General features: G+C 53.7%; 22 protein-coding genes. 16 read left to right on the forward strand and 6 right to left on the reverse strand.

Features of this window, described 5'->3' with window-relative positions; translation table 11 throughout:
• Positions 1–94 precede the first annotated feature (94 nt).
• Positions 95–763, forward strand: a complete 669-nt coding sequence (gene folE, locus J5224_RS13620; RefSeq protein WP_222160407.1) for a GTP cyclohydrolase I FolE — start codon at positions 95–97, stop codon at positions 761–763.
• Between the two features lie 68 nt (positions 764–831).
• Positions 832–1,998, forward strand: a complete 1,167-nt coding sequence (yeiB, locus tag J5224_RS13625; RefSeq protein WP_264625885.1) for a DUF418 domain-containing protein YeiB — start codon at positions 832–834, stop codon at positions 1,996–1,998.
• Between the two features lie 38 nt (positions 1,999–2,036).
• Here the strand turns inward: yeiB and sanA are convergent, their stop codons facing one another.
• Both sanA and rimO read right to left on the reverse strand, forming a co-directional pair.
• Positions 2,037–2,816, reverse strand: a complete 780-nt coding sequence (gene sanA / locus J5224_RS13630; RefSeq protein ID WP_264625919.1) for an outer membrane permeability protein SanA — start codon at positions 2,814–2,816, stop codon at positions 2,037–2,039.
• A 177-nt stretch (positions 2,817–2,993) separates the two neighbouring features.
• Positions 2,994–4,331, reverse strand: a complete 1,338-nt coding sequence (rimO, locus tag J5224_RS13635) for a 30S ribosomal protein S12 methylthiotransferase RimO (RefSeq protein ID WP_264625886.1) — start codon at positions 4,329–4,331, stop codon at positions 2,994–2,996.
• Positions 4,332–4,562: 231 nt separating this feature from the next.
• On the opposite strand from rimO, the gene J5224_RS13640 reads away from it, so the two are divergent.
• Positions 4,563–5,696: a PQQ-dependent sugar dehydrogenase gene (locus J5224_RS13640; protein WP_264625887.1), complete on the forward strand. Its 1,134-nt coding sequence runs from the start codon at positions 4,563–4,565 to the stop codon at positions 5,694–5,696.
• Between the two features lie 39 nt (positions 5,697–5,735).
• Here J5224_RS13640 and J5224_RS13645 read toward each other — a convergent pair whose 3' ends face one another.
• Positions 5,736–6,353, reverse strand: a complete 618-nt coding sequence (locus J5224_RS13645; RefSeq protein ID WP_264625888.1) for a glutathione S-transferase family protein — start codon at positions 6,351–6,353, stop codon at positions 5,736–5,738.
• A 250-nt stretch (positions 6,354–6,603) separates the two neighbouring features.
• Here J5224_RS13645 and J5224_RS13650 point away from each other — a divergent pair, with 250 nt between their 5' ends.
• The 4 genes from J5224_RS13650 (at position 6,604) to J5224_RS13665 (ending at position 10,688) form a co-directional block, all read left to right on the forward strand.
• The gene (locus J5224_RS13650; RefSeq protein ID WP_264625889.1) at positions 6,604–7,455 is read left to right on the forward strand and encodes a MetQ/NlpA family ABC transporter substrate-binding protein; all 852 of its coding nucleotides are present in this window, start codon (positions 6,604–6,606) and stop codon (positions 7,453–7,455) included.
• An 88-nt stretch (positions 7,456–7,543) separates the two neighbouring features.
• Positions 7,544–8,560: a methionine ABC transporter ATP-binding protein gene (locus tag J5224_RS13655; RefSeq protein WP_264625890.1), complete on the forward strand. Its 1,017-nt coding sequence runs from the start codon at positions 7,544–7,546 to the stop codon at positions 8,558–8,560.
• Positions 8,553–9,212, forward strand: coding sequence for a methionine ABC transporter permease (locus J5224_RS13660; RefSeq protein ID WP_264625891.1), 660 nt, complete (start codon positions 8,553–8,555; stop codon positions 9,210–9,212). Before J5224_RS13655 ends, J5224_RS13660 begins: the two co-directional genes overlap by 8 nt.
• A 306-nt stretch (positions 9,213–9,518) precedes the next feature.
• On the forward strand, positions 9,519–10,688 hold the full coding sequence (locus J5224_RS13665; RefSeq protein ID WP_264625920.1) for a serine hydrolase: 1,170 nt from the start codon (positions 9,519–9,521) through the stop codon (positions 10,686–10,688).
• Here J5224_RS13665 and deoR read toward each other — a convergent pair.
• Together deoR and J5224_RS13675 are read right to left on the reverse strand one after the other, a co-directional pair.
• Complete coding sequence (gene deoR / locus J5224_RS13670) at positions 10,685–11,458, reverse strand: DNA-binding transcriptional repressor DeoR (protein ID WP_264625892.1); 774 nt, start codon at positions 11,456–11,458, stop codon at positions 10,685–10,687. The genes J5224_RS13665 and deoR overlap by 4 nt on opposite strands.
• 239 nt (positions 11,459–11,697) lie before the next feature.
• Positions 11,698–13,386, reverse strand: a complete 1,689-nt coding sequence (locus tag J5224_RS13675) for an aspartate:alanine antiporter (RefSeq protein ID WP_264625893.1) — start codon at positions 13,384–13,386, stop codon at positions 11,698–11,700.
• Between the two features lie 361 nt (positions 13,387–13,747).
• Between J5224_RS13675 and J5224_RS13680 the strand changes: the two genes are divergently transcribed.
• Positions 13,748–14,116, forward strand: a complete 369-nt coding sequence (locus J5224_RS13680) for an inner membrane protein YbjM (protein WP_264625894.1) — start codon at positions 13,748–13,750, stop codon at positions 14,114–14,116.
• A gap of 63 nt (positions 14,117–14,179) precedes the next feature.
• On the opposite strand, the gene J5224_RS13685 is transcribed toward J5224_RS13680, so the two are convergent.
• Complete coding sequence (locus tag J5224_RS13685) at positions 14,180–14,443, reverse strand: GrxA family glutaredoxin (RefSeq protein ID WP_195312865.1); 264 nt, start codon at positions 14,441–14,443, stop codon at positions 14,180–14,182.
• Positions 14,444–14,706: 263 nt separating this feature from the next.
• Here J5224_RS13685 and nfsA point away from each other — a divergent pair, with 263 nt between their 5' ends.
• The 8 genes from nfsA (at position 14,707) to J5224_RS13725 (ending at position 22,096) form a co-directional block, all read left to right on the forward strand.
• The gene (gene nfsA / locus J5224_RS13690) at positions 14,707–15,429 is read left to right on the forward strand and encodes an oxygen-insensitive NADPH nitroreductase (RefSeq protein ID WP_264625895.1); all 723 of its coding nucleotides are present in this window, start codon (positions 14,707–14,709) and stop codon (positions 15,427–15,429) included.
• Between the two features lie 18 nt (positions 15,430–15,447).
• Positions 15,448–16,344 carry a 30S ribosomal protein S6--L-glutamate ligase gene (gene rimK, locus J5224_RS13695; protein WP_264625896.1) on the forward strand — a complete coding sequence of 299 codons (897 nt, stop codon included), beginning with the start codon at positions 15,448–15,450 and terminating at the stop codon, positions 16,342–16,344.
• Positions 16,345–16,433: 89 nt separating this feature from the next.
• Positions 16,434–16,913, forward strand: coding sequence for a YbjN domain-containing protein (locus tag J5224_RS13700; RefSeq protein WP_264625921.1), 480 nt, complete (start codon positions 16,434–16,436; stop codon positions 16,911–16,913).
• 384 nt (positions 16,914–17,297) lie between these two features.
• Positions 17,298–18,407 carry a spermidine/putrescine ABC transporter substrate-binding protein PotF gene (gene potF, locus J5224_RS13705; RefSeq protein WP_264625897.1) on the forward strand — a complete coding sequence of 370 codons (1,110 nt, stop codon included), beginning with the start codon at positions 17,298–17,300 and terminating at the stop codon, positions 18,405–18,407.
• A gap of 164 nt (positions 18,408–18,571) precedes the next feature.
• On the forward strand, positions 18,572–19,705 hold the full coding sequence (potG, locus tag J5224_RS13710) for a putrescine ABC transporter ATP-binding subunit PotG (RefSeq protein ID WP_222160418.1): 1,134 nt from the start codon (positions 18,572–18,574) through the stop codon (positions 19,703–19,705).
• Between the two features lie 12 nt (positions 19,706–19,717).
• The gene (potH, locus tag J5224_RS13715) at positions 19,718–20,698 is read left to right on the forward strand and encodes a putrescine ABC transporter permease PotH (RefSeq protein WP_264625898.1); all 981 of its coding nucleotides are present in this window, start codon (positions 19,718–19,720) and stop codon (positions 20,696–20,698) included.
• Positions 20,695–21,540, forward strand: a complete 846-nt coding sequence (potI, locus tag J5224_RS13720; RefSeq protein WP_264625899.1) for a putrescine ABC transporter permease PotI — start codon at positions 20,695–20,697, stop codon at positions 21,538–21,540. The genes potH and potI overlap by 4 nt, the downstream gene beginning before the upstream one ends.
• Positions 21,541–21,619: 79 nt before the next feature.
• A complete protein-coding gene (locus tag J5224_RS13725; protein WP_264625900.1) occupies positions 21,620–22,096 on the forward strand; it encodes a YbjO family protein in 477 nt (158 codons plus the stop codon).
• Positions 22,097–22,179 lie beyond the last annotated feature (83 nt).

Raw genomic sequence — 22,179 nt, forward strand, 5'->3', positions numbered from 1 at the left:
TCACCGATGATGAAGTACAATCACTGGATAATCCTGCGTCACTCCACTAGAGTGAACGCGCTTGGAATGTCACACCTGCCGGAGAAGAAAGAGAATGACCCCCACGTTGAGTCGCGAAGCGGCGCTGGTTCATGAAGCGTTGCTGGCGCGCGGTCTGGAAACCCCGCTGCGCGGCGCGCTGCTGGATGCCGCCACCCGCAAAGCACGCATCGCCGAACACATGACTGAAATCATGAATCTGCTGAGCCTCGATCTGCAAGATGACAGCCTGGCAGAAACGCCACATCGCATCGCAAAAATGTATGTGGATGAAATTTTCGCCGGGCTGGACTATGCCAATTTCCCGAAAATCACCATCATTGAAAACAAAATGAAAGTGGATGAAATGGTTACCGTGCGTGATATCACACTGACCAGCACCTGCGAGCACCATTTTGTCACCATCGATGGCAAGGCAACCGTCGCTTATATCCCGAAGGAAGGGGTGATTGGCCTGTCGAAGATCAACCGTATCGTGCAGTTTTTTGCACAGCGTCCGCAGGTGCAGGAGCGTTTGACGCAGCAGATTCTGGTCGCGTTGCAAACCCTGCTTGGCACCAGCAACGTCGCCGTATCGATTGATGCCGTGCACTACTGTGTCAAGGCGCGCGGTATTTGTGATGCGACCAGTGCAACCACCACCACATCGCTGGGTGGTTTGTTCAAATCGAGCCAGAATACGCGTCAGGAATTCTTGCGCGCGGTGCGTCACCACCAGCACTGATCGTTGTGCCGCAGCCACCGAGTGTGGTTGTCGGCAGCATGCGTCTCATTGGATTGGCACAAGCGCCTATGAAGCCTCTCTTTCCGTCATCGTCTCGCCGTATCTCCACGTTGGATTTCGTGCGCGGCGTTGCCGTATTGGGCATTTTATTGCTCAATATCACCGCCTTCGGCCTGCCCAAAGCAGCCTACCTTAACCCTGCCTACGCGGGTTACCCTGCACTGCGTGATGCCCTGACCTGGGCTGTGATGGATCTGCTGGCGCAGGCGAAGTTTCTGACCCTGTTCGCCCTGTTGTTTGGCGCAGGCTTACAATTGCTACTGCCACGCGGTACGCGCTGGGTACATGCGCGCCTGTTCTGGCTGATGCTGATTGGCTTGTTGCACGGTATTTTCCTGTGGGATGGCGATATCTTGCTGGATTACGGCCTGATCGGCTTGCTCTGCTTTACCATGATCCGACAGGCGGATAGCAGTCGCATGCTGATGCGTATGGGCATGGTCATGTACGCCGTAGGCGTTGGCATGCTGGTGGTTCTAAGCCAGATTCTTAGCCCGGAGCCGGGGCGCTATTGGTTGCCGGGTGATGCAGACATCGCCTACGAAGCCTATTGGCTCCAAATGGGGGGCGTAGAAGCGTGGCGCAATCGCGTGGATCTGCTGATCGAGAGTTTATTGTCGCTGGGTGTGCAATATGGTTGGTTGCTGGCAGGTTCGTTGCTGCTCGGTGCCGGGTTGATGCGCAGCGGTTGGCTGCGCGGTGAATTCAGTACGGCGCACTATCGCAAGGTTGCGCTGTGGTTCATCGCAGGGGGATTGCTGATTGATGCTGTTGGCATGGCGTTGCAATGGCATCTTGCCTGGGAGTACCGCTGGAGCGGGCTGTTGCTGCAAATTCCTCGTGATATTGCCGCACCGATTCAGGCTATCGGATATCTGGCGCTCTGCTACGGGTATTGGTCAACATTGCAACAATGGCGGGTGTCCTCCTGGATAGGAGACATCGGAAGGATGGCGTTGAGCAGCTACCTGTTGCAGACGCTGATCTGCACCCAGTTCTTTTATCACTGGGGCGGTTTTATGCAGTTCGGCCGTTTGCAATTGCTGGGTATTGTGCCGTTTATCTGGTTAATTAACGGGTTAGTGGCGCACTACTGGCTGCGTAATTTCGAACAAGGCCCATTGGAGTGGGGATGGCGACGCTTAACGAGGCTGGTTGCCGGGCCTTCGCGCTAATCTCGGATAACCGCCTCTGGTAACGGGTGGCTCCCGCATTACGGTTGTGGTGGTGCCGGATTACTGTTTGCGCCGGCGCTACCGTCATGCTCTTTCTCCGCTTCTGCGGGCAGGTTGTCTAACGTACTGAGCAACTCGGGAGGGACAGCAGGATAATCAGGCTCATCCTTGGCAATTTTGTGCTCTGCCGGGATAGGCACCAACGGACCCAGAAAGCGGGGTTCGCGTTTGAGGATGTAGAGATCGAACAGCGTCCCAAGCCGGGCACCGACCTCACGCAGCCGGATCGTCATCATGTTTTTCGGTGAGGGTACTGCATAGCACTGTGCCTGAATACCCATATGCATAGCGATAAACAGCGCACGTTCGCAGTGGAAGCGTTGGGTAATAATCGTGAAATCGTTGGTATCAAACACTTTGCGCGTGCGCACAATGGAGTCCAGCGTGCGGAACCCCGCATAATCAAGCACAATGTCGCTGGGTGAAATGCCCGCCGCGATCAAATCGCGCCGCATGGTCATCGGCTCATTGTAGCTTTGCAGCGCGTTGTCACCGCTGAGCAGCAAATAGCTGACTTTCCCGCCGTTGTAAGCATTGATAGCCCCCTGAATACGGAACAGGTAGTACTGGTTCAATGCGCCAACGCGGTAATATTTTGCCGTACCCAGCACCACGCCTACTTGACGTTCCGGCAGCTCAGCTAAATCGTCATAGATGTAGGGGGCCGTTTTCCAGCCAATCCACCGGTCCAGAGCGAATGCTGACAATAATGATACGCAAAGAACAATACCTGAACCGACGATCAGGCGCTTCCATATGCTCATACGGGTATCAAAATAAGAAAAAGGATCATGAGCAAAGGCTACTTTACCCGTCTGGCGTAAGCAAGCCATAGCCAAGGTAATCGCCGATTATTGATTGATTGTTGTGCGAATGCGCGAAAAGCAGGCAAAAAAAACCGGCCAGCGGGCCGGTTTATGCAGTCTGCGATCCGGTCAGTTTACCCGGCTGCCCCACAGGTCGTATTCATCGGCGTGTTCGATAACCACCTGCACAACATCGCCCACTTTGACGTTGGTTTCGCCGTTAAGGTAGACGCTGCCATCGATTTCCGGTGCGTCGGCCATGCTGCGACCAATTGCGCCTTCGTCGTCCACTTCATCGATCAGTACGCGCAATGTGCGGCCGATTTTCTCCTGCAAGCGCTCCGCGGAGATACGTTGTTGCAGCGCCATAAAGCGGTGAAAACGTTCTTCTTTGATCGCTTCAGGCACTTGATCCGGCAGTTCGTTTGCCGTCGCGCCTTCCACCGGGCTGTATTGGAAGCAACCCACGCGATCCAGCCGTGCTTCGCTCAGAAAATCGAGTAGCATTTGAAAATCTTCTTCGGTTTCACCGGGAAAGCCGACAATAAAGGTGGAGCGCAGCGTCAGATCGGGGCATATCGCGCGCCACTTTTTGATGCGCTCCAGCGTGCGTTCTACTGCTCCAGGGCGTTTCATCAGCTTGAGAATTTTCGGGCTGGCGTGCTGTAACGGAATATCCAGATAGGGCAGGATCTTGCCTGCGGCCATCAACGGAATCACGTCATCCACATGTGGATAGGGGTAAACATAGTGCAACCGCACCCACACGCCCAGTGAGGCAAGTTGTTCACACAAGCTAACCATGCTGGTTTTGACAGGTTGCCCGTTCCAGAAGCCGGTGCGCTGCTTCACATCGGCACCGTAGGCCGAGGTATCCTGTGAAATCACCAGCAGCTCTTTCACACCCGCTTCAACCAGGCGTTTAGCTTCATCCAGCACGCTGCCAATCGGGCGGCTATCCAAATCACCGCGCATCGACGGGATGATGCAGAAAGTGCAGCGATGGTTGCAGCCTTCAGAAATTTTCAGATAGGCATAGTGCTTGGGCGTCAGTTTGACGCCCTGCGCCGGTACCAGACTGGTAAAGGGATCGTGCGCCGGTTTGGGAACATAATGATGCACATGCGAGATCACCTGTTCATAGCTGTGCGGCCCAGAGATTTCCAGCACTTTCGGGTGCACTTCGCGGATTTGGTTCTCTTTGGCACCGAGGCAACCGGTGACGATCACTTTGCCGTTTTCGTTCAGCGCTTCGCCAATGGCTTCCAGCGACTCTTGCACCGCGCTGTCGATGAAACCGCAGGTATTGACGATAACCACTTCGGCGTCATCGTAGGTTGGCACAACCTGATAGCCCTCGTTGCGCAATTCGGTCAGGATACGCTCGGAATCGACCAGGTTCTTCGGGCAACCGAGGCTGACAAAACCGACTTTCGGCGCGGCGGCAGGTGTTTTTGTGTGGGACATTCAACGTTACTCACTTTGCATCAATGGCGCGGGATTTTAATGACATTACGGCAAACATTATACAGCGAAGTGTGGGGGTAATGCGAGAACGTGGCAACATGCGCTATCCGTCGCATGATTGGCGTGTTCGGGACGCGCTAACGTCAAGAAAAGTAAAACGTCGTCGCTTTTTTTGCGTGCCGTGGCCACGCTGCCTACAGTTAGTGAAATGCCTTGCCAAGGAGCCCCACCATGCTGTTTTCATTGACCCGACCCGTTGCTGCCGCTGCTCGCGGGTTGCTGCTGCTTACGGTTACCGTTGCCACGCCGTTGCTGGCGGCGCAGCCTGTGGTGACCGAATTGCAGGATAAACTGGATCACCCCTGGTCACTGGCGTTCTTACCGGAAAATAACGGCATGCTGATCACCGAACGTGCCGGGCAATTGCGGCATTGGCAGCAGGGGAAGGGGCTTTCCGCGCCGATTGACGGTGTACCTGCGGTGTTTGCCAAATCGCAGGGGGGCTTGCTGGACGTCGCGCTGGCCCCGGATTTTGCACAAAGCCGGCGTATTTACCTGAGTTTTGCCGAAGTGGGCGACGACGGTAACGCGGGTACTGCCGTAGGCTATGGGCGTTTGTCTGAGGATTATCGCCATCTGGAGCAGTTCACCGTATTCTTCCGCCAACAGCCCAAACTCTCCAGCGGTAATCACTTTGGCGGCAAGTTGGCTTTCGATAAAAACGGCTTGCTGTTTATCTCGCTCGGTGAAAACAACCAGCGGCCCACCGCGCAGGATCTGGATAAGCTGCAAGGGAAGATCGTGCGGCTGACGGCACAAGGCAAAGTCCCTGTCGATAATCCCTTTGTGAACAAGGCCGGGGCGCGCCCAGAAATATGGTCGTATGGTCATCGTAATCCGCAGGGGCTGGCCTTTAATCCGGTTACCGGAACCCTGTGGGAGCACGAGCATGGCCCGCGCGGTGGCGATGAAATCAACTTTCCCGCTGCCGGGAAAAACTACGGTTGGCCGCTGGCGACACACGGTATCAACTACTCTGGGTTGAAAATCCCGGAAGCGAAGGGAACCCGGGTGCCAGGCATGGCCGATCCGGTGCACGTGTGGGAAAAATCGCCCGGTATCAGCGGTATGGCATTTTATCAGAGTGAGCGTTTCCCACAGTGGAAAAATTCGGTGTTTATCGGCGCCTTGGCAGATCGCAACCTGATTCGCTTAACGCTGGAGGGCGATCGTATCTTGTCTGAGGAGCGCTTGCTGACGGATCGTAATGAACGTATCCGTGAAGTCAGAACCGGGCCGGATGGCTACCTGTACCTGCTGACCGATGACAGCAATGGCAAATTGCTGCGTGTCGGGTTGAAATAACCGGCGCACTCTGTTCGAAATGACGCCGGATAAAACGCATCAGGTCAACGGCAACATGACTGTGTCGCGGAAGGCGGGGCGCGCGGTCAACTGCTGGTACCAGCGTTCCAGATGTGGCAATGATGGGCGTTCGATGTCCATGTTAAACCAGCCATACGCGATACAGCCGAGAGGAATATCGCCAATACCGAAAGCCTGCCCGGAGAGCCAGGGTTGACGGGAGAGGGCATCGTCAGCAATTGCCAGCAGGCGTTCGCATTCCGCTTTCTGTTTGGCAATCAGGGCTACATCGCGCTGTTCAGGCGCCGTGCGCACCAGGCCGATAAATACGGCACCAAACGGCACCCCTAAAGATATTGCCCAGTCCATCCATTTTTCTGCACTGGCGCGCTGACCGTGATCGGCCAGATACAGGCTCTGCTGACCGTATTTGGCGGCCAGATAACGAACGATGGTATTGGATTCCCACAACACCACATCGTCGTCTTGTAAGCAGGGGATCAGACCGTTGGGGTTCATGGCCAGATAATCCGCCTCGCGATTACGACCAAACTGGCCGCCAGCAAGGATATGCTGATAATTCAACCCCAGTTCGGCGGCGAGCCAGCGGACTTTTTTGACATTACTTGAATTCTCTCGGCCCCATAAAGTAAGCATTATAAACCTCTGATGGCGAATGGGAGGGCGTGCGTTGACGCCCCGGCAGCAACAGTGCAAACCACTATACCGGTTTTTCAACGGCGCGGGGGATAAGAAAAGGGAATTATCATCCTGAATAGCATGCTGTTTTGATCCCCGCTTGCCTGTGCTAACGTGTCGCCGACATAAAGATATGCCAATTTAATCTTTATCATCCCAAAGCGGATTTTTCATAATGCGGTACACACGATAAAACAGGGAAACCACCATGACTTTGACCCATCGTTTTCGCGCTTTGCTGGGCGCGGCGCTTCTTTCCGCACTGCCGTTTGTGGCGGGTACTTCCACGGCATTGGCCAGCACCGATCCGCAGACGTTGACGTTTGGTGTGGCACCCGGTCCTTATGGCGATATGGTCAATCAGACCATCAAACCGCAACTCGAGAAAAAGGGCTACAAAGTCGTGGTACGTGAGTTTAGCGACTACGTGCAGCCCAATCTGGCGCTGGCGAACGGCAGTATTGATGCCAACCTGTTCCAGCACTCGCTCTATCTGGAAAAATTTGCGGCTGACAAAGGCTTGAAGCTGGCGAAGCTGATCATTGTGCCGACGGCGAGCATGGGGTTCTATTCTAAAAAAATCCACTCGTTGGACGAGTTGAAAAAAGGCGATGTGATTACGCTGTCCAACGATGCGACCAATTTGGCTCGCGGGCTGCGTTTTTTGCAATCGCTCGGATTGATCACTATCAAGCCGGAGCTTGACGCTACCAAAGCATCAGAAAAAGATATTGTTGATAACCCACGCGGTCTGGTATTCAAACCGCTGGAAGCGGCCCAACTGCCGCGCACGCTGGATAGTGTCACCGCATCGCTGGTTAACGGTAACTTTGCGTTTGCTGCCGGGCTGAAACTGTCCTCCGCGCTCAAGCTGGAGACGTTGGATGAAAACCTGAAAAACGTCATTGCGGTGCGTGCGGACGATATTGATAAGCCGTTTGCCAAAGATATTAAAGCCGCAGTGGAATCCGAGGAGTATGCTGCGGCGATTAATGCACCGGGCAGCGTGTTCAGTGAATTCCAGAAGCCAGAATGGATGAAGGCACGTGCCGCACAGTAAGTCGGCATAGTCCAGTGCGACAGCGTGTTATTATCCCGGCCTCTGGCCGGGATAATGTTTTTGGTCGGGATAAAACAGAGAATCGGCAATGATAGAACTCAACGCGATTAGCGTGAATTTTTCGCAGGGGAAAGCGGGCGCAACGGCGGCGGTAGATAACGTCAGCTTGCGTATCCAGCAGGGCGAAATTTTTGGGATTGTGGGCACCAGCGGTGCGGGAAAAAGTACCCTGTTGCGTACCATTAACCTGCTGCAACGCCCGACGAGTGGCAGTGTCACGGTGAATGGTGTCACGATCAGTGATTTAAGCGGCAGCGACCTGCGCCAGGCCCGTCAGGGCATTGGTATGATTTTTCAGCATTTCAACTTGATGCAAACGCGTACCGTGGCGGAAAACGTCGCGTTCAGTTTGAAAGCAGCGGGCAAATCTGCGCAGGAAATTGCCCAGCGCGTGCCTGAAATGCTAAACCTTGTCGGGTTGTCCGATAAGGCGGATGTCTATCCTTCCCGCTTGAGCGGGGGGCAGAAACAGCGGGTCGGTATTGCACGCGCGATTGCCAATCATCCACAAGTACTGTTGTGCGATGAGCCGACCTCGGCCCTCGATCTGGAAACCTCTGCCGCCATCCTGGTGCTGCTCAAAGAGATTAATCAACGCCTGGGGATCACCATTGTTCTGATTTCTCATGAAATGAGCGTCATCAAAACGGTGTGCGATCGCATGGCGGTGATGACACAAGGCCGCGTAGTGGAAGAAGGTGAGGTGTTCGATGTGTTTGCTGCACCGCAACATCCGTTCACGCAACAGTTGGTCTCCCACACGCTGAATCTGGAATTGCCCGCACGTCTGAAAGAAGAACTGCAAGGCACGTTGCTGAAAATCCTGTTTATCGGCGATTCCGCCGAGCAGCCGGTGTTATCCGATGTGGCGGTGCGCTATGGCGTTTCGGTCAACATCTTGCACGGTAAGATTGAATATATCGGCAACCGTGCGCTAGGTATTCTGGTGGTGTTACTGACCCACCCGACGGACAGCGAGCAACTGGCTGCCGCTATCCATTATGTTCAAACCCGCACCGCGCGCGTGGAGGTGTTACATGGGTGATTTTGGGCTCGACCTGACCGTGGCGTTTGGTGAAACCTTTCAGATGGTCAGCATTGCGACGCTGTGCGCCATTGTTGGTGGCCTGCCTTTGGGCCTGCTGATTTTTGTCACCGACAGAAACCTGTTTTGGCAAAACCGTGCGGTGTATTTATGCAGCACCATTTTGGTCAACATTATCCGCTCTATCCCGTTTGTGATTTTACTGGTGCTGTTGTTGCCGCTTACCCAGATTCTGCTGGGTAACACCATCGGGCCGGTGGCGGCTTCGGTGCCGATGTCAGTAGCGGCGATGGCGTTTTATGCGCGGCTGGTGGACAGTGCCCTGCGCGAAGTCGATCCCGGCATTGTTGAAGCCGCGGAGGCGTTCGGCGCCAGCCCGATACGCATTATTGCGACCGTGCTGCTGCCGGAAGCCAAGGCGGGTTTGCTGCGCGGACTGACCATCACGCTGGTGAGCCTGATTGGCTACTCTGCGATGGCAGGCATTGTGGGCGGTGGTGGCGTCGGTGATTTAGCGATCCGCTTTGGTTATTACCGCTATGAAACACAGGTGATGGTGGTGACCGTGGTGGCGCTGGTTATTCTGGTGCAAGTGGTACAGATGCTGGGTGATTGGTTTGCCAAGCGCGCGGATAAACGCGATCGTCGCTAACGGTGTGCTACCGGCAAGCGGTCCGTGCCGCTTGCCGCTTTTCCCTTCCTTCCATGAGAAAACTCTCATAACGTGTTTATAAATCAGCGTATTTTCTAGACGTTTTCATTTCTTTGAGTATCTTTACAGAGTAGGGCGTTTCATTGTCGGGCCGCGGACGGTAGGGTACACAGTTTATTGCCATTCGTTGCAAAGCATATCGAAATCTGACCAGATTAACTGCACGACTTACGACATGGAGGACGCATGAACACCACGGCCCATTTCCCTCAGGCTCGATTTTCTAAGGCCGCATGCTCCCGCTTGATGCTATGCAGCGCGACGCTGCTGTGGCTGACGTTGACCCCACACGTATATGCTGAACAGGCACCTGCCGCGCCGCAGCTCGAAGCCAAAGCCTTTATTCTCATGGATTACCACAGCGGTGTGGTTCTCGCGGAGCAGCGAGCGGATGAGCGACTGGACCCCGCTAGCCTGACGAAAATGATGGCAAGCTACGTTATCGGTCAGGCGATAAAAACGGAAAAAATTAAACCCGACGATCTGGTTACCGTCGGTAAAGATGCCTGGGCAACGGGTAATCCGGTGCTGCGCGGATCGTCGCTGATGTTTTTAAAACCCGGTGATAAGATTCCGGTGTTAGAGCTGAATAAAGGCATCGTTATTCAATCAGGCAATGATGCCAGCATTGCGTTGGCTGACTACGTGGCGGGCAGCCAGGATGCGTTTGTCAGCCTGATGAACAACTATGTCAAATCACTGAATCTCACCAATACTCATTTCCTCACCGTGCACGGGTTGGATGCTGCCGGGCAGTACAGCACGGCGCGCGATATGGCGCTGCTGGGGCAGGCGTTGATACGCGATGTGCCGGAAGAGTATGCCCTGCATAAAGAAAAAGAATTCACCTTCAATAATATTAAGCAGCCCAACCGCAACCGCTTATTGTGGAGCAGTAACCTGAATGTTGACGGCATCAAAACCGGACATACCAGTGGTGCCGGACACAATCTGGTGGCATCCGCGACGGAAGGTAACATGCGGTTAATTTCTGTGGTGCTGGGCGCACCGACAGATGCCGTTCGTTTCCGCGACAGCGAAAAGCTGCTGACCTGGGGTTTCCGCTTCTTCGAAACCGTCACGCCGGTTCAGGCTAATACCACGTTTACCACTCAGCGTGTCTGGTACGGTGCACAGAGTGAAGCGCGGTTAGGGGTTGCTGACGATGTCGCTCTGACGGTACCTAAAGGGCAAATGCGCAATCTTAAAGCCAGTTTTACTCTGGCGTCGCCACATTTGCAGGCTCCATTGACGAAAAATCAGGCGGTCGGTACGGTGGATTTCCAGTTGGATGGAAAAGTCATCGCCCAGCGCCCGCTGGTGGTGCTGGATGAGGTACCTGAAGCCGGCCTGTTCGGACGGCTGTGGGATGCGGTATGGTTAACCCTAACCAAATGGTTTGGTGGCTGGTTTTAACCACCGGGGTAGATCAGCATAATGCCGTTGTCGAGCGCGAAATCCTGGTAGGTGCCCTGCGGTGCACAATCGGTCACCAGCGTATCGAACTGCGTCAATGCGCCGATAGTGGCAGGCTGTATGCGGCCAAACTTGCTGCTGTCGGCCACCAGAATAGTGCGCTGCGACAGCGCCATCGCCCGGTGTTTGATATCCAATTCGGCAAAATTAAAGCAGGTCGCTCCCCGTTTGAGATCGACCCCTGCCGCCGAGATGAACGCTTTGCTGGTGCAGATGGGGTCCAGTTCACTCTGCCGCGTTAGCGGCGTGAAAATGGCATTATCGGGATGGAATTCACCGCCGCATAAAATGACTTTGGCAGCGGGTTTGGCTTGCAGCGCCAGAAAGGTGTTCAGGGAGTAGCAGACCGCGGTAAACGGCAGGTCTTCGTCGATGGCATCGATAACAAAGGGGAGGGTAGTGCCGCAGTCAAAAAAAACGGTATCACCCGCTTCGATAAGTTGCGCTGCCAGACGGCCCGCCACGCGTTTCTCTTGCACCTGCTGGTTCTGCTGATCGGACACAAAATAGTGACCGATAGCGCCGCCCTGCGGATCGTTAACCACGTAACCGCCCAAGAGAATTACGCTGGCTGACGTGGCGTTCAGATCGCGACGCACGGTCATTTCAGATACGCCCAACAATTCTGCCGCTTGTTTCAAATGCAGCCGATCGCCATTCTTCAATGCCTGAGTCAGTTTGTTGATCCGTGCTGCGCGCCGTGTTTCCATCGTATGGTTATCCCCTGTCAGTCTGGCGTAGATAGTACCATCCAATAGAATCGGGTCGCAAAGAGAAGTCTGGTCGGTAAGAAAAGAAAAGGCCCATCATTCTTGAACCTGAAAAGGCGGGAACGACGGGCTCCTCAATAAGGGGATTTCAAAGAAAAGCAGCGGCACTTATTCAGACGTTATGCATGAGAAAAAGTTCGGTTTTTTTTAAAGAATCGTGACAATTTTTTTCAACCTGCTTAAAACGGCAATTCAGGCCAGATAATGACAATCAACGAACCGGCTAAGGTCAGCAACACGTTGGCGATGGCATAAGTGCCCGCATAGCCGAGCGCCGGGATATTACTGCGGGCGGTATCGCTGATGATGTCCATAGCGGGCGCACAGGTACGCGCACCCATAATGGCGCCAAACAGCAGCGCCCGGTTCATGCGCAGCACATAGGCACCAAACAGAAAACAAAGCACCACCGGGATTAGGCTTATCGCCAGCCCTGCAAACAACATTTGTATGCCTACGGAGCCAAAACTGGTGCCGATGGTGCTGCCCGCGCTCAGGCCAACGCCCGCCATAAACACCATCAGACCAAATTCTTTTACCATATTCAGCGCACCCTGCGGGATATAGCCAAAGGTCGGATGGTTGGCGCGTAAGAAGCCCAGCATGATCCCGGCAAACAGCAATCCGGCGGCGCTGCCAATCGCAAAATTGAAGTTACGGAACTGGAAGGTGATAAGCCCGACCATGATGCCAATGATAAAGAAGGCGCAAAACGCGAGCAGATCGGTAACCTGACTGTGGATGGAAATAAACCCGATGCGATCGGCGATACTTTTCACTCGCCGGGCATCGCCGCTCACCTGTAGCACATCCCCTTTGTTCAGCACCACGCCGTCATCAATGGGCATTTCGATCTGGTTGCGTACGATACGGTTTAAAAAGCAGCCGTGGTCGGTCAGTTTTAACTGGCTGAGGCGTTTGCCGACACAGTTGTTGTTTTTGACCACAATTTCTTCGGTGACGATGCGCATATCAAGCAGGTCACGATCGAACACTTCCTTGCCGTCACGAAAATTGGAGTTGAGGCGAGCGTGGGCATCCGGGTAGCCTACCAGCGCAATTTCATCCCCCAGTTGCAAGGTGGCATCCCCATCGGGAGTAGCGAGAATGCCGTTACGGCGCAGACGCTCAATAGAACAGCCGGTTTGCCGATAAATGCCCAGTTCTCGCAGATTTTTCCCGTCAGCCCAGGCCACCAGTTCCGGCCCGACGCGATAGGCACGGATGATGGGGAGGTACACTTTGCGTTGGCTGTCAGGATCGAGACCGCGTTCACGCGCGATTTGTTGGGCACTGGTCGGCAGATCCTGATGTTGCAGTTTCGGCAGATAGCGCGCGCCAAAAATCAGACTGACCAGCCCGATCAGATAGGTAAGCGCATAGCCAAGGCTCAGATGATCCAACTCGACGCTGAGCTGCGGATCGATGCTGTTGGCATTGCGTAGCGCGTCTCCTGCTCCGACCAGCACGGGTGTTGACGTCATAGCCCCCGCCAGCATGCCGGCCGTCAAGCCGATATCCCAACCGAAAAGCTTACCCAACAGCAGAGCCAACACCAGCGCCGAACTGACCAACACTAAGGCCAGCGCGAAATAGTTTTTACCGTCACGAAAAAAAATGGAGAAAAAATTTGGACCCGCTTCGATACCGACGCAAAAAATAAACAGCATAAAACCCAGATTTAGTGCATCGGTATTTATGGCAAAGTGTTGCTGCCCTAATAATAACGACACCACTAAAACACCAATGGAATTACCCAGTTGAACGCTGCCTAGTCGTATTTTCCCCAGGCACAGCCCCAATGAAAGCACCACGAATAACAGCAGTATGTAATTCCCGTTTAACAACTCAGCGACGTTTATATTCATGGCTTGTAACGTGTTGTTTACTAGTAAGTTCTTGAAATTAATGAAAGTAAGGGCTAAATTTATTGCCATTCACTCGGAGTGCTCACTGTAAGGCAATAGCGGAACAGGGTGTTAAGCATCCGGCAGAAAAAGCGCGTGACTCGGTACTGGTGCTACCCGTTCCCTGAAAATAAATTGCCCATAGCGTAGCAAGAGTGCTGCCATTTTAGTTGGGTGTTTGTATTACAGCCAGCCTTTATTTTATAAAAAGTGATGCCGCCTTGCTTGTTGTTATATCAGGGATATTCCGATGTTGTTCCGATTAAATACGCCTCACTTGACCTCGTCTTGCGACGTTGGTGTGGGGCAAAGAGAGGCGAATATGGGAAGCAATAAGGGGTGGGTCGGTGCAACCTGCTGTTTTTTGTTGTTTACCGTGGTGTTTTTGAGTCAAAAAATGGATGTTTTTTCCGCAACGGAAACGGGATTTCGGGGTGAGCCTGGGATGCTGTTGTTTTTGCTGCCTGGCATTGTCGCCAGCGGATTATCGGCGCGTGGTCGATTGCGTTATCCCTTTCTCGGCGCACTGATGGCTATACCTCTGTGTCTGATTATCCTGCATTTTTGGCGCACGCCTATGAACGCGTTCTGGCAGGAATTGGCCTATGTGATGAGCGCAGTATTCTGGAGTCTGATGGGCGCATTGGGGTTTTTGTTCGTCTACGTGTCGTGCCAGCGCTATTTTCGCTGAAGCTAAAAACACCAAAGGCGCAGGGAGCGCCTTTGGTGAGGATAGTGTCGATGCGCTGCCGTTTTACTGAAACAGGTTCAGGTTCGCTTTGGCATAGGCTTCGAAATCGGTGCAACCGCCGATGTGTTTTTCGTCCAAAAAGATCTGCGGTACCGTCTCAACCGGCTTACCCACCGTTTTAGACAGATCATCTTTGGTGATCCCTTCTGCGTGAATATCAACGTAGCGGAAACTGAAGTCGTCACGTTGTTCAGTCAGTTTTTCTGCCAGCGCTTTGGCGCGAACACAGTAAGGGCAGCCAGGGCGGCCAAAAATAACAGCAAACATGTTAACTCCTTATCAAAACAAAAGGCTATAAACGATATTATCCTCGTCTTTCTCTGTGGGTACTATGCCCCCATCCGCGCTGAAAAAAAAGCAGTAAATCCCTGTTACATTAATATGTAATGGCTATCAAAGCGCATAACTTACGCTGAGCGGCATTGGTCAGTCGCGACGGCTGGCTTATACTGCCTGTTAAGCGCCTGGCTATCCGGTTCACAGGGCCGACCCCGCGATCTTCAGGACACACCATCATAAGGACACGAAGCGTGACGCCAACTATCGATCTGCTGTTACATCATCGCTCCATTCGTGCTTTTAGCACACAGCCTATTGCGCCCGATGCGCGCGACGCCATTATTGCCGCTGCCCAGAGCGCGTCCAGCTCGAGTTTTTTACAATGCAGCTCCATTATTCGCATTACCGATCCCACTCTGCGCCAGACGCTGGCCCATTATTGTGGCGATCAGCAACATGTGATTGACGCCGCTGAGTTTTGGGTGTTTTGCGCCGATTTCCATCGCCACCTGGAAATTTTTCCGCAGGCACAAACTGGGATGGCAGAGCAATTGCTGCTGGGATGCGTAGATACGGCGCTGATGGGCCAGAATGCGCTGGTCGCGGCGGAATCGCTGGGGTTGGGCGGGGTATTCATCGGCGGCATCCGTAATCATATTGCCGATGTTACCTCGCTGTTGGCATTGCCACAGCAGGTGTTGCCGCTGTTTGGTCTCTGTCTGGGCTACCCCGCTGCGACACCTGACCTCAAACCGCGCCTGCCCGCCTCGCTGGTGGTGCATGAGAATGGCTATCAACCGTTAGATAAGACCGTACTGGCACAGTATGACCAGCAATTGGGGGATTATTACCAACTGCGTGGCAGTCATCGACGCCGCGATACCTGGAGTGAGCACGTGCAGCGCACGCTGCAAAAAGAGCTGAGGCCCTTTATTCTGGACTACTTGCATCAGCAAGGTTGGGCAATCCGCTAAAACGTGGGTGAGGAACTGATGAAGATCGCCATTTTATCACGGGACGGCAGTCTCTATTCCTGCAAGCGGCTGCGTGAGGCCGCAGAAGCGCGTAAGCACGTTGTCGATATTATTGATCCGCTCTCGTGCTACATGAACATTAACTCTGCGGCGCCCACGGTGCATTATCGCGGCCGACAGTTGGTGAAATACGATGCAGTCATTCCACGCATCGGCTCGCAAATTACCTTTTACGGCACCGCCGTGTTGCGCCAGTTTGAAATGCTGGGAAGTTTTGCGTTGAACAACGCGCTCTCAATCACTCGCGCACGGGATAAGTTGCATTCGCTGCAACTGCTGGCGCGTGAGGGCATCGATTTGCCCATCACCGGGTTTGCCCATTCACCGGACGATACCAGCGATCTGATCGATATGGTGGGTGGCGCACCGCTGGTGGTTAAACTGGTGGAGGGCACTCAAGGGATAGGGGTGGTGTTGGCGGAAACGCGGCAGGCGGCCGAAAGTGTGATTGATGCGTTTCGCGGCCTGAATGCGCACATTCTGGTTCAGGAGTATGTGCGCGAGGCGCAGGGTAGGGACGTCCGCTGTCTGGTGATTGGCGACAAAGTGGTTGCTGCCATCGAACGTCAGGCCAAAGAAGGAGATTTCCGTTCCAATTTGCACCGCGGCGGCACCGCGCGCCCGGTGATTATCACGGAACGCGAGCGTGCCATTGCGGTGAAAGCAACGCAAACGCTGGGATTGAGCGTGGCGGGCGTGGATATTTTGCGCGCGACGCGTGGGCCGTTGGTGATGGAGGTAAACGCCTCTCCGGGGCTGGAAGGGATTGAACGCACTACCCAACTGGATATCGCAGGCATGATGATGGCGTTTATTGAGCAGCACGCCTGCGATGGCGTATCGCTAGCAAGATAGGCAATCCCGCTTTTCTATTGGTATCGTGCGTGAATTTTACGTAAGCTAGTAAGGTTTTTACGTTACAGGCGCAAATGAGGCACATTATGATGGATTCACTCATCGTTCCGGATCTGAATCTGCTGCGGCGGTGGTTGGATCAACTCAATATTCTCTATTTTGAATGTGACTCCTGTCAGGCGTTGCATTTGCCCCATATGCAGAATTTCGATGGCGTTTTCGATGCCAAGGTCGATCTGGTGGACGGCGTTGTTTTATTTTCTGCACTGGCTGAGGTGAAACCCAGCGCCTTGATTGCGCTCGCGGGCAACCTGAGCCAAATCAATGCCAGTTCCTTAACGGTGAAAGCCTTTCTTGATGTGCAGGACGATAATCTGCCAAAGCTCATTGTTTGTCAGACGCTCGACGTGGCGGCAGGCGTGGCCATTGAGCAATTCCGCCACTTTATGCAGCAGTCCGAAGAACAGATCTCCATGGTTATTCTGGAAGCCTGTGCTAACAATATGCTGTTTCTCGGTGAAGAAGAAGAGACCTCTCCTGCTCGCGCCCTGTCACACAGCCTGCATTGATTCTGTTGCTGCCTGCGGGCAGCAATCATTATTTCTTATTCTTCTGTTACCGTTGGTTTATTCTGCGAATAATCGTTTTTTCACTATATTCCACCGCCAACAGTAAAGACTTGCCGTTCACCGCGCCAACTCCTGCATAATTAATCGATAAAAGCCGTTTTTTACGTTGCACATATAGCACCGCGAACACGAGGCGGTTATGCTAACTTCCTGTGACCGTCAGGTGATGACAATGCATTTATGTCTGTGTGTACTATGATTATTTTTAGTGCATAGCCATTCAACATCCCCGCCCGTCGGCGCGATTAATTCAGGTATGTGTCCGGTATCGTCCTGATACGGATTTTATTCCATGATTCACCCCTGGTATGGAGGAAGGAACGGATGTTCACCCAACGTAAAACATGGCTCTCGGGTGTTGTTGCCGGCTTGATGATGGCCGCGTCCGTCACCGCATCTGCGGAAGAAAAAACGCTGCATGTATATAACTGGTCAGATTACATTGCGCCGGACACCCTGAGCAATTTCCAGAAAGAAACAGGCATCAAAGTCGTTTATGACGTGTTTGACTCCAACGAAGTGTTGGAAGGCAAACTAATGGCGGGCAGTACCGGTTTTGATTTGGTCGTGCCTTCTGCCAGCTTTCTCGAGCGTCAGCTTGCCGCCGGCGTTTTCCAGCCGCTGGATAAAAGCAAACTGCCTAATTACAAAAACCTCGATCCTGAGCTGATGAAACTGATTGCTCAGCACGATCCTGACAACAAATATGCGATTCCCTACCTGTGGGCCACCACGGGCATCGGCTTTAACATCGATAAAGTCAAAGCCGCGCTGGGTGCAGATGCGCCTATCGACAGTTGGGATCTGGTGTTGAAGCCGGAAAATCTGGAAAAACTGAAAAGCTGTGGCGTTGCCTTCCTGGATGCGCCAGAAGAGATTTTCGCGACCGTGCTGAACTATCAGGGTAAAGATCCGAACAGCACCAAGGCCGATGATTACAGCAAAGGTGCTACCGATCTGCTGCTGAAATTGCGCCCGAGCATCCGCTATTTCCACTCTTCGCAGTACATCAACGATCTGGCTAATGGTGACATCTGTGTGGCTATTGGTTGGGCGGGAGACGTGAAACAGGCGGCTAACCGTGCCAAGGAAGCGAAGAACGGTGTGAACATCGGTTACAGCATTCCGAAGCAAGGGGCGTTGGCATTCTTTGACGTGCTGGCGATGCCAGCCGATGCCAAAAACAAAGAGGAAGCTTACCAGTTCCTTAACTACCTGATGAAACCGGAAGTGATTGCCAATATCAGCAATTACGTTTTCTACGCCAACGGTAACAAAGCCTCCGTTCCGCTGGTTGATGAAGCGGTACGTAACGATCCGGGCATCTTCCCGCCAGATGACGTGCGTGCCAAGCTGTTTACGCTCAAAGTGCAATCACCGCAGATTGACCGCACGCGTACTCGTGCCTGGACCAAGGTAAAAAGCGGCAAGTAACTGTTTTTGTACGTTGAGAGTATGTGATAATCCACAGGCGGCTAATCCCCGCCTGTTTGTGCTGTATGTGGTGTAATCCATGGCGGTGCGAGGGGGGCTTGTCGCCGATCCTTCTCCACCGTGGGTTATTCGTTTGTTCTGCTTTTGCCGGAGAGCAATGCTAAGTGAATGATGCAATTTCCCGTCCCCAGCCTAAAACGCAAAAGGCCGTAACGCCGCTGTTGGAAGTGCGCAATTTGACCAAGTCCTTTGACGGTCAGGCGGCGGTGGATGATGTGAGTCTGACTATCTACAAAGGTGAGATTTTCGCACTGCTGGGGGCTTCCGGCTGTGGTAAATCCACCTTGTTGCGTATGTTAGCCGGTTTTGAACACCCGACTCAGGGGCAGATTGTGCTGGATGGGCAGGATCTGTCGCTGGTGCCGCCCTATCAGCGTCCTATCAATATGATGTTTCAGTCCTATGCTCTGTTTCCGCATATGACAGTTGAGAAGAATATCGCTTTCGGCTTGAAGCAGGACAAGCTATCCCGCGCGGAAATTAAAGACCGGGTGGAAGAAATGTTGACGCTGGTGCATATGCAGGAGTTTGCCGGACGCAAACCGCATCAGCTCTCCGGCGGTCAGCGTCAGCGCGTGGCACTGGCTCGCAGTCTGGCGAAACGCCCGAAACTGCTGCTGCTGGATGAACCGATGGGTGCGCTGGACAAAAAGCTGCGTGACCGGATGCAACTGGAAGTGGTGGATATTCTTGAGCGTGTCGGCGTGACCTGCGTGATGGTAACCCACGATCAGGAAGAGGCCATGACCATGGCCGGGCGCATCGCCATCATGAACCGCGGCAAGTTTGTGCAAATTGGTGAGCCGGAAGAGATTTACGAACACCCGACCACGCGTTTCAGCGCTGAATTTATTGGCTCGGTCAATATGTTTGAAGGGTTGCTGAAAGAGCGCCAGGACGATGCGTTGATCATTCAGAGTCCGGGGCTGGTGCATCCGCTGAAAGTGAATACCGATGTCTCCGTGGTGGATGGCGTGCCTGTGCATGTTGCACTGCGCCCCGAAAAAATCATGCTGTGTGAAGAGGTGCCAGAAGACGGCTGTAACTTTGCCGTCGGTGAAGTGGTCCATATTGCTTATCTGGGCGATCTGTCGATTTACCATGTGCGTCTCAACAGTGGGCAGATCATCAGTGCCCAGTTGCAAAATGCTTACCGCTATCGCAAAGGTGCCCCCACCTGGGGTGACGAAGTGCGCTTGTGCTGGGAAGCGGACAGCTGTGTGGTGTTGACGGTGTGATAGGGCGAGATAATGACCATGTTTCCTGAACATAACTTTTCGGATGGCAAAACGGCGGAACCACCGGATGTGCCGCGCAGTCCTCTGCGTCGGCTGTTGACCCAGTGGCACCTGAAATACGGGCGCAAACTGGTGATCGCGCTGCCGTATATCTGGCTTATTCTGCTGTTTATGCTGCCGTTCCTGATTGTTTTTAAAATCAGTCTGGCAGAAATGGCGCGCGCGGTGCCACCCTATACCGATTTGCTCTCCTGGGCGGATGATAAGCTCGATATCACCCTCAATCTGGGCAACTACCTTCATCTGCTCGATGATCCGCTCTATTTCGAAGCCTATTTACAGTCGTTGAAAGTGGCTGCGGTGTCGACGGTGCTCTGCCTGATCATTGGTTACCCGCTGGCATGGGCGGTCGCACACAGTCAGCCTTCCACGCGCAACATTTTGTTGTTGTTGGTTATTCTGCCTTCGTGGACCTCCTTTCTTATCCGCGTATATGCCTGGATGGGGATCCTGAAGAACAACGGGATATTGAATAACTTCTTGCTGTGGCTAGGGGTCATTGATGAGCCGCTGATCATCCTGCACACCAATCTGGCGGTGTATATCGGTATCGTCTACTCCTATCTGCCGTTTATGGTGTTGCCGATTTATACCGCGTTGACCCGCCTGGATTATTCGCTGGTGGAAGCCTCACTGGATTTGGGCGCGCGCCCGTTGAAAACCTTTTTCCACGTGATTGTGCCGTTGACTAAGGGCGGTATTATCGCTGGATCCATGCTGGTGTTTATCCCGGCGGTTGGGGAGTACGTGATCCCTGAGCTGTTAGGCGGCCCGGACAGCATCATGATTGGCCGTATCCTGTGGCAAGAGTTCTTTAACAACCGCGACTGGCCGGTCGCCTCTGCGGTAGCGACCATTATGCTGTTGCTGCTGATTGTGCCCATCATGTGGTTCCACAAGCATCAGAACAAAAGTGCGGGAGATCAGGCATGAATAATTTACCTGTGGTTCGTTCCCCGTGGCGTACCCTGATTCTGGTTATCGGTTTTACCTTTCTGTATGCGCCGATGCTGATGCTGGTGATTTACTCTTTCAACAGTTCCAAGCTGGTGACAGTGTGGGCAGGGTGGTCGACCCAATGGTACAGCGCGCTGTTTCAGGACAGCGCCATGATGAGCGCCGTGGCGCTAAGCCTGACTATCGCAGCGGCCTCCGCCACCATGGCTGTGGTGCTTGGCACGCTGGCGGCGGTGGTGATGGTGCGTTTTGGTAGTTTTCGCGGTTCCAACGGCTTTGCGTTTATGCTGACTGCGCCGCTGGTGATGCCTGATGTGATTACCGGTTTGTCGTTGCTGTTACTGTTTGTGGCGCTGGGGCATGCTATCGGCTGGCCCTCGGAGCGCGGCATGTTGACCATCTGGCTAGCTCATGTGACCTTCTGTACCGCTTATGTCACCGTGGTGATCAGCGCGCGACTGCGCGAACTGGATCGTTCCATTGAAGAAGCCGCCATGGATCTGGGCGCAGCACCGCTCAAAGTGTTTTTCATCATCACGGTCCCGATGATTGCGCCTGCGCTGGTTTCCGGCTGGCTGCTGGCGTTTACGCTGTCGCTGGACGATCTGGTGATCGCCAGTTTCGTTTCCGGGCCGGGGGCGACCACGCTGCCCATGCTGGTGTTCTCCAGTGTGCGAATGGGCGTTAATCCGCAAATTAACGCGCTGGCATCGCTGATATTATTGGTGGTAGGTGTGATTGGCTTGATTGCCTGGTGGTTTATGGCACGTGCGGAGAAGCAGCGCATTCGTGATATGCAGCGAGCCAGACACGGTTGAGCTAAGTGCTAAGGATATAAACGGCACAGCGCCACCTCTCCGGTGGCGCTGTCGTCTCTGTAAAGGAAACCGACTCACGATGCTGCACAGCAAGAAGACATTGGTTGCACAAGGCAATTACGCCCCTGTCGCTGTGACAGTTGCGGGCATTGGTATTATTGCCACCTGTGTACTGAGCCTTGTGATGCTGCTGTGGGATCTGGGATTAAGCAGTTTTGGTGGCTGGATTGGTAGCAGCGCAGAGTCCTGGGATTCAACGCTGGTGCTATTGGCCGCGCTGGTGATTCTCTGTTTTGAAGTGCGCTGCGGTGTGGCGGTGATGGCAGGGAAAAACTGGGGGCGCTGGGGCTACCTGATTGGTCAGGGAGCGATCTCTGGCTACATGCTGCTGGCCTCTTTTAGCGATTTTTTGCCTGATATCTTTCACTTTAGCGGAGAGACAAACTGGGACGTTCTGCACCAGTTTGCCACACAGCGCCTGCCTGACATACTCGTGCTTTTTTTGCTATTTGTCCCGCACCGTAGCCGCCGTTTTTTTCAGCGCGACACCGCGTAGCGCTATGCCATCGTGCCGCTCGGTGCACGACTATAAGACATCGAGCCTGACGGTGCTATAATGCCGCCCCGACTTTATTGACT

It is taken from the genome of Candidatus Symbiopectobacterium sp. NZEC135 (assembly GCF_025962695.1).

Excerpts from the sequence above, each read along its gene's own strand:
- J5224_RS13675 (WP_264625893.1), bottom strand. The coding sequence starts at position 13,386 with ATGAATATAAACGTCGCTGAGTTGTTAAACGGGAATTACATACTGCTG.
- rimK (WP_264625896.1), top strand. The coding sequence starts at position 15,448 with ATGAAGATCGCCATTTTATCACGGGACGGCAGTCTCTATTCCTGCAAG.
- J5224_RS13660 (WP_264625891.1), top strand. The coding sequence starts at position 8,553 with ATGGGTGATTTTGGGCTCGACCTGACCGTGGCGTTTGGTGAAACCTTT.
- J5224_RS13680 (WP_264625894.1), top strand. The coding sequence starts at position 13,748 with ATGGGAAGCAATAAGGGGTGGGTCGGTGCAACCTGCTGTTTTTTGTTG.
- J5224_RS13725 (WP_264625900.1), top strand. The coding sequence starts at position 21,620 with ATGCTGCACAGCAAGAAGACATTGGTTGCACAAGGCAATTACGCCCCT.
- J5224_RS13650 (WP_264625889.1), top strand. The coding sequence starts at position 6,604 with ATGACTTTGACCCATCGTTTTCGCGCTTTGCTGGGCGCGGCGCTTCTT.
- folE (WP_222160407.1), top strand. The coding sequence starts at position 95 with ATGACCCCCACGTTGAGTCGCGAAGCGGCGCTGGTTCATGAAGCGTTG.
- potH (WP_264625898.1), top strand. The coding sequence starts at position 19,718 with ATGACCATGTTTCCTGAACATAACTTTTCGGATGGCAAAACGGCGGAA.
- J5224_RS13700 (WP_264625921.1), top strand. The coding sequence starts at position 16,434 with ATGGATTCACTCATCGTTCCGGATCTGAATCTGCTGCGGCGGTGGTTG.
- J5224_RS13640 (WP_264625887.1), top strand. The coding sequence starts at position 4,563 with ATGCTGTTTTCATTGACCCGACCCGTTGCTGCCGCTGCTCGCGGGTTG.
- rimO (WP_264625886.1), bottom strand. The coding sequence starts at position 4,331 with ATGTCCCACACAAAAACACCTGCCGCCGCGCCGAAAGTCGGTTTTGTC.
- deoR (WP_264625892.1), bottom strand. The coding sequence starts at position 11,458 with ATGGAAACACGGCGCGCAGCACGGATCAACAAACTGACTCAGGCATTG.
- J5224_RS13665 (WP_264625920.1), top strand. The coding sequence starts at position 9,519 with ATGCTATGCAGCGCGACGCTGCTGTGGCTGACGTTGACCCCACACGTA.
- J5224_RS13655 (WP_264625890.1), top strand. The coding sequence starts at position 7,544 with ATGATAGAACTCAACGCGATTAGCGTGAATTTTTCGCAGGGGAAAGCG.
- potF (WP_264625897.1), top strand. The coding sequence starts at position 17,298 with ATGTTCACCCAACGTAAAACATGGCTCTCGGGTGTTGTTGCCGGCTTG.
- J5224_RS13685 (WP_195312865.1), bottom strand. The coding sequence starts at position 14,443 with ATGTTTGCTGTTATTTTTGGCCGCCCTGGCTGCCCTTACTGTGTTCGC.
- J5224_RS13645 (WP_264625888.1), bottom strand. The coding sequence starts at position 6,353 with ATGCTTACTTTATGGGGCCGAGAGAATTCAAGTAATGTCAAAAAAGTC.
- yeiB (WP_264625885.1), top strand. The coding sequence starts at position 832 with ATGAAGCCTCTCTTTCCGTCATCGTCTCGCCGTATCTCCACGTTGGAT.
- potI (WP_264625899.1), top strand. The coding sequence starts at position 20,695 with ATGAATAATTTACCTGTGGTTCGTTCCCCGTGGCGTACCCTGATTCTG.